A 13766-nucleotide genomic window follows, 5' to 3' on the forward strand; every position below is an offset into this window, starting at 1 on the left:
GGCGCGCGTCACTGCGCGCGCAGCGCGTCGACGATCTTCAGCCGCGCCGCGCGCATCGCCGGCAGGAACCCGCCGACGAGCCCCATCACGAGCGAGAACCCGAGCGTCTTCACGACGATCGCGGGCGTCAGCACGAAGCGGAACGACAGGTCCGAGAAGGTCTGGAAGTTGGTCGTCGAGAATGACGCGAACTGCATCAGCGACGCGCACGCGAGCCCCGCGACGCCGCCGACGAAGCCGAGCAGCAGCGCCTCCAGCAGGAACGCGGCGAGCACGTTGGTGCGCTTGAAGCCGAGCGCGCGCAGCGTGCCGATCTCGGCCACGCGGTTCGCGACCGACGCATACATCGTGATCATCGCGCCGATCATCGCGGCGATCGAGAAGATCGTCGACAGCGTGATGCCGAGGATGTTGATGAACGTCGACAGCGCCTTCGACTGGTCGCCGTAGAAGGTCTGCTCGCGCTTGGCCTCGTCGGTCAGGCGCGGGTCGACGTCGATGTCGGCCTTGAAGCGCGCGAAGCCGTCCGCGCTCGGAATGCGCAGCACCATCGACGAATAGCTGGTGCGCCGGAACGACTGCATCAACTGGTCGACGTCGCCCCAGATCTCCGAATCGAAGCCGCTGCCGCCCGCGTCGAACACGCCGACGATGGTCCAGTCGCGCTGCGCGAAATGCAGGCGGTCGCCGAGCTGCGTGCCGCTGAAGCCTTTCGCGATCGCGCTGCCGACGACGATCTCCGACGAGCCGGGCGCGAAGGTCCGGCCGGCCGCGAGCTTCACGTGCGGACGCAGCGCGAGGCCGGCCGGCGACACGCCGCGGATCACGACGTTCGACGGCTTGCCGCTCGACGTCTTCACGAGCGAGATCAGCACCACGGCTTCCTTCGACACGAGCGGCCGGCCGTCGGGGCCGAGCGCGACGGCCGGGTGCATCTCGAGCGCGTTGGCCTGCTGATGGTCGATCGAACTCTGGATCTCGGTCTCGGCGCCCTTGCGGATCACCACCGCGTTGTCGGGTTCGCCGGTCGACACGAGCGTTTTCGTGAGGCCCGCATCGAGCATCTGCACCGTCGCGAACACGAAGATCACGAGCGCCATCCCGCCCGCGGTCAACGCGGTGGTGAGCCGCCGGGTCCACAGGTTGCGCGCGATGTAGGTGAGCGGGATCGCCATGTGCGTCGCTATCCGATCGCCCGCAGGCCTTCGACCACGCGCACGCGCGCGGCCTGCCACGCCGGCACGAGCGCGGCCGCGAGGCCGACCGCGACCGAGCACGCGGCCTGCAGCACGACCGTCCCGGTCGATACCTTGAACACCGGGAAGATGCCGCCTGCCGCCTGCTTGAACAGGCTCGCGGCGGGCGGCGTCGCGAGGATCCCGAGCGCGCCGCCGACCACCGCGATCACGACCGATTCGCCGAACACGATCAGCGCGAGAAACCCGGGGCCGAAGCCGAGCGCCTTCAGCGTCGCGTATTCGGCCGTGCGCTCGCGCGCGCTCATCGCCATCGCGTTGGCCATCACCGCCATGATGATCAGGATCACCACGTACGACACCAGGCGAATCGCCGCGATGATCTGGTTCGACATCGCGACGAAGCCGAGCTGGAACGCCTGCTCGGTCTCGGTGAGTGTCTCGGCGAGCGAGTTCTTGAACACCGCGTCGACGTTGCGCGCGATCGCGGCGCCGTCGTCGGGGTTCGCGACGCCGAGCACGAACACGCCGACCTGGTCGGCCTGCTTCGGCGTGCGCTTGCGCACCGTCTCGTTCAGGTAATCCCAGTGGAACACCAGTTGGCGCGTGATCGTCGAATCGTCGCGGCCGTCGAGAATCCCGCGCACGACGAAATCCCACGTGCCCGGATAGATCGTGCCCTTCAGCGGGATCACGTCGCCGACCTTGAAGCCGAACTGCGTCGCGAGCTGCCGGCCCACCAGGCAGCCGCGGCGGTCGCGGTCGTAGTCGGCGCGCTGCTGCGCCGGCAGGATGAATTCGGGATACAGGTCGAGGTAGTTCTCCGACACCGCGAAGCTCGCGAAGAAGTTTTTCGGGTCGCGATAGATGCCGCCGAACCAGTTCGAGCGGACCACGGCCGTCACGCCGTCGACGCCGCGGATCCGGTTCTCGTAGCTCACCGGCAGCGGAAACACCAGCGAGATCGCGTTGCGCGTGACGAGCCGTCCGCTGGACGCGGCCGCCGCGCCCGCGTACCACGCGTCGACGACGGTGTGCAGCAGCCCGAACGCGAGCACGGCGATCGTGAGCCCGAGCACGGTCAGCAGCGTGCGCAGCCGGTGCCGCAGCGCATTGCGCGCGATCAGCTTCAGCACATACACGGCGCGCGCTCCTGTCGCCGCTCAGCCGGCGTGCCCATCGATCAGCTCCCCCTTTTCCAGATGGACGAGCGAGCGCGCGGCGCCGGCCGCGTGCGCGTCGTGCGTCACCATGATGATCGTCTTGCCGAGCTCGGCATTCATCCGCTGCAGCATCGCGAGCACGTCGGTGGCCGACGCGCGGTCGAGGTCGCCGGTCGGCTCGTCGGCGACGATCAGCACCGGATCGGTGATCAATGCGCGCGCGATCGCGACGCGCTGCTGCTGGCCGCCCGACAGCTCGGACGGGTAATGGCTCGTGCGGTCGCCGAGATTCACCATGTCGAGCACGAGCTCGACGCGTTCGCGCCGCTCGCGGCGCGACAGGTGCGTGAGCATCAGCGGCAGCTCGACGTTCTCGAACGCGGTGAGCACGGGCATCAGGTTGTAGAACTGGAAGATGAAGCCGACGTTCGCCGCGCGCCATTCGGCCAGTTGCGCCTCGGCGAGTTGCGAGATGTCGAGTCCGCCCACGCGCAGCTCGCCGCTGTCGGGCCGGTCGATGCCGGCCACGAGGTTCAGCAGCGTGCTCTTGCCGGAGCCCGATGGCCCCATCAGCGCGACGAAGTCGCCTTCGCCGATGTCGAGCGTGATGTCGGTCAGCACGGGCACGATCTGGTTGCCGCGCCGGTACGACTTCGCGACGTGGCTGAGCTCGACGAGGGGCGGTTGGGCGTCGTTCACGCGCGCTACTTCTTCGCGACGGTCACGTTCGCGCCGTCCTTCAGCTTCGCGCCCGGGGCGAGCACGACCGTGTCGCCGGGTTTCACGCCGCGCACCGCGACGAGCTCGCCGATCCGCGCGCCCTTCGTCACGGCCACCGCATGCACGGCGTCGTCCTTCACGACGAACACGACCGGCCGGCCGTCGCGCTCGACCACCGCGCTCGCCTGCACGGCCGTCACCGGCTGCCGGTCCTGCGGCGACGCGGGTTTCGACAGGAACGCGATCTTCGCGCTCATGTCGGGCAGCACGCGCTCGTCGCGGTCGACGAAGCGCACCTTCACGAGCACGGTGGCCTTCGAGCGGTCGACGGTCGGCACGATGCGCGACACGCGCCCCGCGAAGCGCATGTCGGGCAGCGCGTCGAGCTGGATCTCGCACGGCTGCTCCGCGCGGATCTTCGCGATGTTCGATTCGGCGACGTCGGCCTCGACTTCGAGCGTTTCCATGTCGGCGATCGTCACGACCGCGCCCTTGCTGTCCGACGCGGACGAGAACGGTGTGATGTTGTCGCCGACGTTCGCATGCTTGGCGAGCACGATGCCGTCGAACGGCGCGCGGATCACCGTCTGGTCGACCGCCACCTGCGCGGCTTGCGCGTTCGCTTCGGCCGACGCGATCGCGGCCTGGTCGCTGGCGAGCGTCGCGCGCGCCTTGTTCACGCGGGCCGTGTCGGTGTCGAGCTGCGCGGCCGGCACGGCCCCGCGCGGCGCGAGTGCGGCCGTGCGGCGCAACGCGATCTCCGCATCCTTGAGCTCGGCCTGCGCGACGCCGAGGTTCGCGCGGGACACCTGCACCTGCGCGCGGGCCTGCCCGAGCGACGCCTGCACGTCGCTGCTTTCGAGGCGCGCGATGATCTCGTTCTGCTTCACGCGCGTGCCTTCGAGCACGCCGAGCCACTCGACGCGCCCCTGGCCCTTCGACGCGACCGCGGCCTTGCGCTGCGGCACGACGTAGCCGGTCGCATTGAGCTGCATGTCGTTCTGGTACGGGTAGGCGGACGTGACGGACGTGGTGTCGACGCTTGGCCGGCCGGTGAGCGCGAGGCCGGCGCCGATCGCGACGACGACGAGCGCGGCGGCGAACGCATAGCGCGCCCACCGGCGCCGGCGCGGCGCCGGTGCGAGCGGACGCCGGTCGATTTTCAGTTTGTCCAGATTGTGATCGGGCAATTTGAGCGCCTCGAGACGGCGGCGGTCGTGCGACCGGCCGCGATCCGGTTTCCCGGGAAAGGGACGGATGGACGCCAGTATAAGCGTCGCCTCGGCGCCGCGCGAGCCGGTTTGCGGCGCGGTGCGACGGCGGCTCCCCCGGCTTGCCGGTACCGGGTGACGCGGCGGCCCCCGGGAAAACCCGAGGATGCAGGCAACGTGTCAACTTGCCGCGAACGCGGTGCGTTATGGAACCAGTGCGTCAGGTTTCGTCGCGACGGAACGGCGAAAGCCGGCCTCGCGGCCTGGGGCTCCGGTGCGAATGCCTCGCATCTTTAATTACCGGTACGTTTGATTTTTTCTCCGCTAAAGGAAAAACAATGAAGAAGACGCTCGCTTCGATCATCGCCGCAGCATTCGCGCTCGCATCGGTTTCGGCATTCGCACAGGCGTCCGCGCCGGCAGCCGACACGCCGGCTGCCGCATCGGCACCGGCCAAGAAGGATCACAGCAAGCCGAAGCACCAGCTGAAGCACCACGGTTCGAAGAAGGGCCAGGCGAAGGCCGCAGCCGCATCGGCCGCCGGCACGAACGACGCAGGCACGCAGAACTAAGCGGTTCGCCGCCACGGCCGGCGTTGCCGGCCATCGATCGGCCAGCCCCGCATGCTCCGGCATGCGGGGTTTTGTTTTTCAGGCGCCGAATTCGCCGGGTTCGTCGGATTCGCCCGGTTCGTCGAGCCGAACGGGCGGCGGCGCGCGCATCGCGTCGACCACCGTGCGCATGCGCCGCCAGTGCGAGCCTTCCCAGAACACGCGCCGGCACACGTCGCACGCGACGAAGCGCCGCTGCCGCTGCCGGACGCCCGCCGGCACGCGCGGCGCGGCGGCGGCCGCGTCGAGCGGATGCAGCGGCGCGTTGCAGCGCAGGCACAGCCGGAACGGCCGCATGTGCGGGGCGAGATCGAGCCGCTCGAACAGTTCGCGCAACTGCTCGGCCGGCTGCCGCGCATGGAGATAGCAGCCGCGCACGACCGCACGCCGCTTGAGCAGCTCGCGGTCGCGGGTCAGCACGATCCGGTGCTCGCGCTCGGCCAGCGCCGCGAGTTCGTCGTCGCGGTAGTGGTTGTCGTAGCAGGTGTCGAAGCCGGCGAGGCGCAGCAGTTGCGCGAGGCCGCCGAGATGCGCGTCGGCGACGAAGCGCCATGACGCCGGCGGCAGTCCGGTGGCACCGTTGGCCGCCGGCCGCGCGCGCTCGGGAAAGACGTCGACGCGGTCGCCGTCGTCGAGCGGGCGGTCGAGCGCGGCCGGCGCGTCGTTCACGCACAGCCGGCCGATTTCGGTATGCGGGACGCCGAGCGCCTCGATCGCGTGCTTCACCGTCGCATCGCGCGCGCACGCGTGGGCGAACGCCCGATCGCGCCGCGGGCGCGCGAGAAAGGCGTTCAGTTCGCCGTGAAAGCGGAAGGTCGCGGTCGCCATTCGTGCAGTATCGCACCGCGCCGGCCGGCCGGCGGCAGGCGGCAGGCGCTGCAGACCGTCGGCATCTGTGTTTAACTCGCGGCTTCACGGAGCGAAGGAGCGGGTGATGGATCTCGGGTTTATCGGGCTGGGCGAAATGGGGCAGGCGATCGCGACGAACCTGCTGAAGGCGGGCCACACGGTGCGGGTCTGGAACCGCTCGCGCGAGCGGGCCGAGCCGCTCGCGGCGTTCGGCGCGCGGATCGTCGACACGCCGGCCGACGCGTTCCGCGGCGACGCCGTGTTCTCGATGCTCGGCGACGATGCGGCCGCGCGCGCGGTGTTCGACGACGCGCTGCTGGCCCAGGCGCCGCGCGGGCTGATCCACGTGAACATGGCGACGGTATCGGTCGCGCTCGCCGAGTCGCTCGCGCACGCGCATGCGTCGCGCGGCATCGACTATGTCGCCGCGCCGGTGATGGGGCGGCCCGACGTCGCGGCCGCCGCGCGCCTGACGATCATGGCCGGCGGTCCGGCCGAGGCGATCGACCGCGTGCAGCCGCTGTTCGACGCGATCGGCCAGAAGACCTGGCGGTTCGGCTCGCTGCCGCAGCACGCGAACGTCGCGAAGATCGCCGCGAACTTCACGCTCGCGTCGGCGATCGAGACGCTCGGCGAGGCATCCGCGCTGCTGGGCGCGCACGGCGTCGCGATGCGCGATTTCCTCGACGTGATCACCAGCAGCGTGTTTCCGGGGCCCGTCTACGAGGGCTACGGCGCGATGATCGCCGAGCGGCGCTACGAGCCCGCGCGCTTCAAGGCGCGGCTCGGGCTGAAGGACGTCCGGCTCGCGCTGGAGGCCGGCGACGCGACGTCGGTGCCGCTGCCGGTCGCGAGCGTCGTGCGCGACAGCCTGCTCGACGCGCTCGCGCACGGCGGCGGCGACCAGGATTTCGCGGTGCTCGGCGAAGCCGCGCTGCGCCGCGCCGGCCGCTGACATGCGACACAAGCGTCGTACGCACGGCATAATCGGCAGTTCGTTTTCCGTCCATTTCAGGCAGAGGCAGTCATGAACTTGCATACGTGGTGGCTTTTCGTGGCGACGGTGTTCGTCGTGTCGGCGATTCCGGGCCCGAACATGCTGCTCGTGATGACGCACGGCGCGCGGCACGGGCTGCGGCGTTCGTCCGCGACGATGGCCGGTTGCCTGAGCGCGCTGGTGCTGATGCTCGCGGTCTCCGCGGCCGGGCTCGGCGCGGTGCTCGAAGCATGGCCGGCGATGTTCAATGCGTTGCGCTTCGCGGGTGCGGCCTACCTGATCTATCTCGGCGTGAAGGCGTGGCGCGCACGCGTGGACGACGCGCCGGCGGCCGACGTCGATGCGGTGTCGCAACAGGCATCGGCATCGCGCGCGGCGCTGTTCCGCAACGGCTTCCTGGTCGCGGGCAGCAACCCGAAGGCGATCCTGTTCGCGGCCGCGCTGCTGCCGCAGTTCATCAACGCGGCCGAGCCGACGCTGCCGCAGTTCGGCATCCTCGTCGTCACGTTCGCGGTGATCGAGGTGAGCTGGTATCTCGTCTACGCGGCGTTCGGCACGCGCATCGGCGCCACGCTGAAGAGCCAGAGCGTCGCGAAGGTGTTCAACCGGCTGACGGGCGGGCTGTTCGTCGGCTTCGGCGCGATGATGGCGCTAGTCCGTCACTGATTCCCGGCCCGCGCCGGCGTACCGAACGCCCCGTCCCTCGCGAGAGGGCGGGGCGTTCGGCTTTCGAGCGCCGCTTCACCGCTGCCCGCTTATGCGCGCGGGCGATCGAACGCCGCGGCGCCCGCCCCGCGCCCGGCCGCCAGCCCGAACCCGGCCGCCGCGCCGGCGAACGCGAACCCGACGCCGCACACCGCGCTCCAGCCGCCCCATGCCCATGCGCTGCCCGCGAGCGCCGCGCCGAGCGCGCCGCCGATGAAGAACAGCCCGACGAACAGCCCGTTCAGGCGTCCGCGTGCGGCCGGGTTCAGCAGGTTGATCGCGCGGCGGCCGATCGTCTGGTCGACGATCACGCCTGCGTCGAGCAGCGCCGCGCCGACGGCCAGCAGCGCGAGCGCGAGGCTGCGATGCGCGTGCATATCGAAGCCGAACCAGCCCGCGCCGGCGATCCCGAGCACGGTCAGGGCCGCGAGCATCGTGCCGTGCGCGAGCCGCTGCGCGGCCGGGCCGTGGCCGCGGTCGCCCGCGCGGCCGGCGAGCGGCGTAACGATCGCGCCGCTGGCGCCGGCGAACGCGAACAGTGCGATCCCGTGCAGGTCGAGCGCGAACGGCGGCTGCGCGAGCCGCAGCCCGACGGCGGTCCAGAATGCGCTGAACGCGGCCATCGCGAGCGCGGCGGACAGCGCATGCCGGCGCAGCACCGGCTCGTCGGCGAGCAGGCGTCCCATCGACGCGAGCAACGCGCGGTAGCTGGCCGTGATCGACGGCGTGCGCGCCGGCAGGCGCAGCGCAAGCACGACGGCGATCGCCGCGTTCGCGAGCGCGGCCAGCAGATAGAACGCGCGCCAGCCGGCCGAGCCCGCGATCAGGCTCGCGAGCGGCCGCGACAGCAGGATCCCGAGCATCAGCCCGCTCATCACGTTGCCGACCGCGCGGCCGCGCTGCGCTTCGGGCGCCATCGACGCGGCCATCGGCACCAGCATCTGGATCACGCTCGACGCGGCGCCGGCCGCGAGCGTCGCGAGCAGGAACACGGTGCCCGAGCGCGTGAAGGCGGGCAGCGCGAGCGCCGCCGCGCAGACGCCGAGCGTCGCGACGATCAGACGGCGGTTCTCGAGCAGGTCGACCAGCGGCACGAGCAACGCGAGCCCGGCCGCGTAGCCGAGCTGCGGCAGCATCGCGACGAGGCCGGCGAGGCCGGGCGGCAGGTGCAGGTCCGCGCTGATCGGGCCGGTCAGCGGTTGCGCGGCGAACAGGTCCATCACGATCACGCCGACCGTCGCGGCGAAGAACAGCGTCATGCCGGTGCTCAGCGCGGGCGGCGCGACGACGGACGGGGAAACGGCGGCGGGGCAGCGGTTGGCAGGGCAGTTCATCGGGAGGCCGGGCGGTGGGTCGAAGGAATTCCCATCCTAGGTGCCTGATGTTTATGCGACAATTGAAATATGTCTAACATGATTATGCGAGTTTGTTTTGAATACGCGTGATCTCCAGGCGTTCGTCGCGGTCGTCGACAGCGGGTCGATGGTGGCCGCGGCCGCGAAACTCCATCTGACGCAGCCGGGCCTGACGCGGCGTGTGCAGAACCTCGAGACGCTGCTCGGCGTGCCGTTGCTCGAACGGCAGAGCAAGCCGCTGAAGCCGACCGCCGCCGGGCGCGACGTCTACGCGCTCGCGCGCAACGTGCTCGGCGCGGTCGACGAGCTGATGGCGGCGGGCGCGCCGAACGGCGAGCCGTCGGGCGAGTTGCGCATCGGCGTGCCGCCGTTCCTGTCCGAGCTCGCGCTCGAGCGGCCGATCGACCGGCTGCGCGAGGCGTTCCCGCGCCTCACGCTGCGTGTGACGGCCGGGTGGTCGCCCGCGCTGGTGCAGGGCATCGAGCGCGGCGCGCTCGACGTCGCGACCGTGATGGTGCCGGCGAGCGCGGCGCTGCCCGACGCGTTGACGGCGACGCTGCTCGCCACGCAGCCGACGGTGCTCGTCGCCGCGCGCGATTTCCCGCTGCCGGACGGCCCGCTGTCGCTCGACACGCTGTCGGGTTTTCCGTGGGTGCTGAGCCAGGACGGCTGCGGGATGCGCTCGGCGCTGAGCCGCGCGCTCGGCGCGGCCGGGCTGCCGTTCGACGTCGCGGTGGAAGCGTTCGGCTCGGAGCTGCAGTTGTCGCTCGTCGCGCGCGGCGCCGGCATCGGCATCGCCGCGCCGAACGCGCTGGCGCGCAGCGCGCATCGCGACGCGCTGAGGGTGGTGGAAACGGCGGGGCTGGAAACGCGGATCAACGTGTGGATCGTGCACGGCACGTTGCCGGGCCGTCTCACGCGGCCTGTCGCGCTGCTGCGAGACGCATTGGGCGAGGTGCTCGAACGGGAGAACGAAAAGGGGTCAGGCGCCGTCACGGCGAACTAGAGGCCGCATTCGAGGGAAAATCCTTATTTTCTCTACGGAAATGTTGCATTGCGGAAACCGATTCGCTATAGTGACACCTGTCTCCTCCATGTCTCCTCTGATATGGATTCAGCCCGCCACTTAGGCGGGCTTTTTTTTGCCTGCGATTGTGTCGCGGCCATCCATTCGCGCCGGCAGTCGCCGCGCTCAGAACTTGTACGTCATCCCGACGTAGCTGATGATCGGGTCCGCCTTCAGGTCCGATTTCGACTCGGCGAGCACCGAGCCGTCGGCCGCCTTGATCGTCACCGTCGACGTCGTCTTCAGCGGGATGTAGGTCACCGACGCCACCAGCCCGAAGTGTTCCGTCACGTTGTACTGCAGGCCTGCGTTGAACACCGGCTGCCACGACGACGACGCCTTCGCCTCCACCGAGGTCGTTCCCGGCTTGCCCGCGCCCGCCGCGAGGATCGCTCCGAGGTTGTCCTGCGTCTGCTTGATGAAGTTCGTGTTGAGCTGCAGGTCGCTGAACCAGTTGTACGACACGCCGAGGCCGAGGAACGGCCGGAATTTCGCGGTCGCCTGCCCGAAGTAGTACTGCAGGATCACCGCCGGGCTCCACTGCCGCACGCTCTTCACGATCGGGTTGACCGACCCGAGCCCGATGTTCTGCGTGCCGAGCGCGCCCGCCGGGCCCGGCGGCTTGATCGTGCCCTGGCCCGACACCTTGAACACCGGCGGCACGCCGGCCACCGACGTGACCGCGATGTGGTCGGTCAGGAAGTGGCTGACCGTCAGGCCGACCGTGTCGGCGCCGCTCGTGTGCAGCCCGGTGCCCGCCGACGTGAACGACGGCGGCAGCCGCAGCGGCGTGTTGATCGGCGTCGGCGCGACGTTGGTCGTCATCGGCGTGCTGCTCTGCTGCGGCATGATGTGGAACCAGCCCAGCGTGACGACGTTGCTGCCGGCGCTCTGCGCGTGCGCGGCGAGCGGCGCCACGGCGGCGGCGCCGGCCGCCGCGCAGAGAAGGGTTTTCTTCATCACGGCTTTCCCCTCCGCTTACTGGACGAATGCGCCGATCGTGAAATACGGCGTCGATCCCGCGTTGTCGAGGAAACCGAACACGCCACCCGAGAAGATGAACTTGCCGGTCGGCGACGTGCTGCCCGAACCCGTGTGGATCGTCGTGACCGTGCCCGGCACCTTCTGCGTGTAGTCGAGGTCGAGCACTCGCGTGAGCGACGCCTGCGACGGCTGGAACGGATCGAGCAGCGTGGCCTGCTTGTCGATCAGCGCGGTGGTGCGGTAATCGAACTGGCTGTCGACGCCGATGTACTCGCCGTTCTGCGAACCGGCCGCGACGGCCGTCTGCGGCGCGAGGATCGAGATGCTCGATTCGTCGTCGGCGGTCAGGCCCGGCACGCCGTTGCTGTCCGGCGTCGGGTTCGGGTTCGCGACCCCCGTGCGCACGAGGATCGGCACGAGCTGGTTGCGCAGCTTGCCGACGATCATGAAGCCCTTGCCCTGCGGCGTGGCCGACAGCGTCGGCTTCATCTGGCTCGCGTAGTTGTTCGACTGGAACGCGCCGCTGCCGTCGGCCGACTGCACGAAGTTCGTGCCCTGCTGCGTGCACGCGCCGCCGGCGAACTGGCCGGTCGTGTCGCACTTGGTCCACGTGCCGTCCGCGTTGATCGTCACCTTCGCGTCGATCGACGCCGGCGCGAATTTCTGCGACGGCACTTCGCCGAAGCCGATGTGGCTGTACGTGCCCGCGACCTTCGTGATGTCCGTTTCGATCGACGAGAAGCCGATGAACGGGTAGTACGGGAATTTCGTGTCGGGCACCGCGGCCTGGCCGAGCACGCCGTCGAACTGGATCTCCTTGCCGGGAATCGTGCCGCCCGCGACGCCAAAGCCGACGAAGATGCGCGCCGGACGCGACGCGTCGAGGCTCCCGCCGTTCAGGCGGAACGCGCACTGGTTCAGCTTGTTGGTCGGCAGCAGCGTTTCCTGCGTGAGCGTGCCGCTGTCGACCGTGCCCGCGCGGGTCGGCACGACGGTGCCGGTCTTTTGCGGCACCGGCGATTCGACATAGGTGACCTGCCAGGTCATCTTGGTCGTGTCGAGCTGGACTTTCGCGAGTTCGCCGCTGCCCGCGCCGCCCGTGAACACGGTGTTGTAGTCGAGCGTGGCGGGGCAAAGCCGCTCCTCGACGAGCGGCGGCGGATTGTCGCTGCCGCCGCCGCAAGCGGAAAGAAGGGGGGCGGCGGCAGCGGCCGCCAGAATGAGGTTGCGCTTCATGTTGCTCCTCCAGATTTGTCTTGTGTGGCGGCCAGCTCCCTGTCGGCCGCTTCTGTTGGTCGTGCTCGTCCCGCCCGCGCCGTGCCGGGCGCCTTCGTGCCTTCCCTGCAACGCGCGGCGGCAGGCCGGCCGCCGCGTCCTCGATCGCTACTTGCTGATCTGCGCGCCCACGCCGAAGTACGGGGTCGACGACGTCGTCGAATTCGCCGACGTCGCCGTGACGCCGCCGTTCACCGTGCCCTGGATCAACGCCGCGTACAGCCCGCCCGTCGCGATCACCACGCCCGATGCCGACGGGTAGCTCGCGCCGCTCGGCGGGGCGGTCTTCGCGTTCAGCAGGCCCGGCGTCGTCTGGCCGTAGTCGAGCGTGAAGCCGTCTTCCTCGGCCTGCGTGGACGGGTTGATGAACGACGCATTGCCGCCGCGGATCAGCGCGGCCGTGTACTTGAAGTTCGAGTCCGCGCCCGCGTAGCCGCCGTCGATCGCGCCCGACGTGATCGCCGTCGCCGCGCCGAGCACCGCGATGCCCGATTCGTCGTCGACCTGCGCATCGAGGTGCAGCGGCGGCGTGCCGAGGTTCACGTTGCCCGTGCGCACGATCACCGGCACCGTCGCGCCGTTGAGCTGGCCGATCACCATGTGCGCGGTCGCCGACTTGCCGGTCGCGCCGACGATCGGCAGTTGCGTCTGCGGCAGTGTCTGCGGCGCCTTGGCGCTGTCGAAGTAGCCGCCGTTCGCGCTCGCCTTCCACGGATCGCCGGTCGTCTGGCAGCCGCCCGCCCCGCTCGACGTGCACGCGCCGTTCGCATCGAACGTCTCGCTCGAGTTCGAGCCCTTGGTCGCGTAGTTGCCCGACGGCACGAGGTGATAGAGCAGCGCGTTGTACGTGCCCGGCAGCTTCGAGAGGTCGGTCGTCGTGTTCGCGAAGCCGAGGAACGGATAGAAGTCGAAGTGACGGTTCGGCACCTGGCCGACGTTCTGCACGACGCCGGGGATGATCGTCAGCCCGTCGTACTGGATCGTCGCGCCGGGAATGCCGCCGCCCGCCACGCCCATGCCGACCAGCAGCATCGGCGGGTTCGCCTGGTTGAAGTCCGCGGCCGTCGAATACGTCGAGCCGTCCGGCGCGGGGCCCGTGCCCGGCGTGAGGACGAACGCGCAGCGCGTCTGCTCGGCGGTCGGCAGCGTGCCGGTCGGCGGATGAACGACCTTGCCGGTGATGGTCGTGCCGACGCGGCTCGGCGTGACGGTGCCCGTCTTCAGCGGAATCGGCGATTCGAGCCACTTGAGCGTGTAGGTCATCGCGACCGCGTCGATGTTGACGCTGACGATCTCGCCGCTACCGGCGCCGCCGAGGTACGTGCTCTTCACGATGTCCGCGTTGGCCGGGCACAATGCGCCGTTGATCGGCTGCGAAGGCGGCTGCCCTTGCGGGCCGCAGCTCGAGCCGGAACATTGGGGCGCATCGATCGGCGCGAGCGCGCCGCCGGAGTCCCCCCCGCCACATGCAACCAGGAAAGGGGCAATGGCAAAGGCCGTTGCCACCCCCTTCGATAAGGTGTGCGACATGCCGCTGTCTCCAATCGTTTAATTGTGCGAGCTAATGTCGCTGCCTGTGTTTTTGCTGTCAATTGATGAACCCGTCTAAAAAAGGCGATTGAAACGGGATCTGC

General features: G+C 69.8%; 13 protein-coding genes. 4 read left to right on the forward strand and 9 right to left on the reverse strand.

The annotated features are described in order from the left end of the window. Positions 1–8 precede the first annotated feature (8 nt). The 4 genes from C5F75_RS01105 to C5F75_RS01120 are packed head-to-tail and all read right to left on the reverse strand — an operon-like array spanning position 9 to position 4269. Positions 9–1175 (reverse strand): ABC transporter permease, encoded by a 1167-nt coding sequence (locus tag C5F75_RS01105; protein ID WP_059643682.1) that lies wholly within the window; start codon positions 1173–1175, stop codon positions 9–11. Positions 1176–1183: 8 nt separating this feature from the next. Beyond that, positions 1184–2338, reverse strand: coding sequence for an ABC transporter permease (locus C5F75_RS01110; RefSeq protein WP_060008773.1), 1155 nt, complete (start codon positions 2336–2338; stop codon positions 1184–1186). Between the two features lie 21 nt (positions 2339–2359). Further along, positions 2360–3058, reverse strand: coding sequence for an ABC transporter ATP-binding protein (locus C5F75_RS01115; RefSeq protein WP_059578184.1), 699 nt, complete (start codon positions 3056–3058; stop codon positions 2360–2362). 5 nt (positions 3059–3063) lie between these two features. Next, positions 3064–4269 (reverse strand): efflux RND transporter periplasmic adaptor subunit, encoded by a 1206-nt coding sequence (locus tag C5F75_RS01120; protein ID WP_104011775.1) that lies wholly within the window; start codon positions 4267–4269, stop codon positions 3064–3066. Positions 4270–4628: 359 nt separating this feature from the next. On the opposite strand from C5F75_RS01120, the gene C5F75_RS01125 reads away from it, so the two are divergent. After that, a complete protein-coding gene (locus C5F75_RS01125) occupies positions 4629–4862 on the forward strand; it encodes a hypothetical protein (RefSeq protein ID WP_023477920.1) in 234 nt (77 codons plus the stop codon). 78 nt (positions 4863–4940) lie between these two features. Here the strand turns inward: C5F75_RS01125 and C5F75_RS01130 are convergent, their stop codons facing one another. Further along, a complete protein-coding gene (locus C5F75_RS01130) occupies positions 4941–5729 on the reverse strand; it encodes a Mut7-C RNAse domain-containing protein (protein WP_104011776.1) in 789 nt (262 codons plus the stop codon). Between the two features lie 67 nt (positions 5730–5796). Here C5F75_RS01130 and C5F75_RS01135 point away from each other — a divergent pair, with 67 nt between their 5' ends. Next, positions 5797–6705 (forward strand): NAD(P)-dependent oxidoreductase, encoded by a 909-nt coding sequence (locus C5F75_RS01135; RefSeq protein WP_226094309.1) that lies wholly within the window; start codon positions 5797–5799, stop codon positions 6703–6705. Positions 6706–6777: 72 nt separating this feature from the next. Continuing rightward, positions 6778–7413: a LysE family translocator gene (locus tag C5F75_RS01140; protein WP_059643694.1), complete on the forward strand. Its 636-nt coding sequence runs from the start codon at positions 6778–6780 to the stop codon at positions 7411–7413. An 89-nt stretch (positions 7414–7502) separates the two neighbouring features. Here C5F75_RS01140 and C5F75_RS01145 read toward each other — a convergent pair whose 3' ends face one another. Further along, the gene (locus C5F75_RS01145; RefSeq protein ID WP_104011777.1) at positions 7503–8786 is read right to left on the reverse strand and encodes an MFS transporter; all 1284 of its coding nucleotides are present in this window, start codon (positions 8784–8786) and stop codon (positions 7503–7505) included. Between the two features lie 97 nt (positions 8787–8883). On the opposite strand from C5F75_RS01145, the gene C5F75_RS01150 reads away from it, so the two are divergent. Further along, positions 8884–9813: a LysR family transcriptional regulator gene (locus C5F75_RS01150; protein WP_104011778.1), complete on the forward strand. Its 930-nt coding sequence runs from the start codon at positions 8884–8886 to the stop codon at positions 9811–9813. 186 nt (positions 9814–9999) lie between these two features. Here C5F75_RS01150 and C5F75_RS01155 read toward each other — a convergent pair whose 3' ends face one another. The 3 genes from C5F75_RS01155 to C5F75_RS01165 form a co-directional block, all read right to left on the reverse strand. Then, positions 10000–10833: an OmpW/AlkL family protein gene (locus tag C5F75_RS01155; protein WP_059578203.1), complete on the reverse strand. Its 834-nt coding sequence runs from the start codon at positions 10831–10833 to the stop codon at positions 10000–10002. Between the two features lie 18 nt (positions 10834–10851). Then, entirely contained in the window at positions 10852–12093 is a 1242-nt protein-coding gene (locus C5F75_RS01160) for a DUF2957 domain-containing protein (protein ID WP_059578205.1), read from the reverse strand. A 147-nt stretch (positions 12094–12240) separates the two neighbouring features. Then, positions 12241–13662, reverse strand: coding sequence for a DUF2957 domain-containing protein (locus C5F75_RS01165; protein ID WP_059578207.1), 1422 nt, complete (start codon positions 13660–13662; stop codon positions 12241–12243). Between the last annotated feature and the right edge of the window lie 104 nt (positions 13663–13766).

Origin of the sequence: Burkholderia anthinoferrum (assembly GCF_002925705.1) — a bacterium.
Taxonomy (GTDB): domain Bacteria; phylum Pseudomonadota; class Gammaproteobacteria; order Burkholderiales; family Burkholderiaceae; genus Burkholderia; species Burkholderia semiarida.

What these genes read in the sequence shown, in the direction of transcription:
- C5F75_RS01105 (WP_059643682.1), bottom strand. Translation starts at nt 1,175, where the DNA reads ATGGCGATCCCGCTCACCTACATCGCGCGCAACCTGTGGACCCGGCGG.
- C5F75_RS01125 (WP_023477920.1), top strand. Translation starts at nt 4,629, where the DNA reads ATGAAGAAGACGCTCGCTTCGATCATCGCCGCAGCATTCGCGCTCGCA.
- C5F75_RS01130 (WP_104011776.1), bottom strand. Translation starts at nt 5,729, where the DNA reads ATGGCGACCGCGACCTTCCGCTTTCACGGCGAACTGAACGCCTTTCTC.
- C5F75_RS01140 (WP_059643694.1), top strand. Translation starts at nt 6,778, where the DNA reads ATGAACTTGCATACGTGGTGGCTTTTCGTGGCGACGGTGTTCGTCGTG.
- C5F75_RS01145 (WP_104011777.1), bottom strand. Translation starts at nt 8,786, where the DNA reads ATGAACTGCCCTGCCAACCGCTGCCCCGCCGCCGTTTCCCCGTCCGTC.
- C5F75_RS01155 (WP_059578203.1), bottom strand. Translation starts at nt 10,833, where the DNA reads ATGAAGAAAACCCTTCTCTGCGCGGCGGCCGGCGCCGCCGCCGTGGCG.
- C5F75_RS01160 (WP_059578205.1), bottom strand. Translation starts at nt 12,093, where the DNA reads ATGAAGCGCAACCTCATTCTGGCGGCCGCTGCCGCCGCCCCCCTTCTT.
- C5F75_RS01165 (WP_059578207.1), bottom strand. Translation starts at nt 13,662, where the DNA reads ATGTCGCACACCTTATCGAAGGGGGTGGCAACGGCCTTTGCCATTGCC.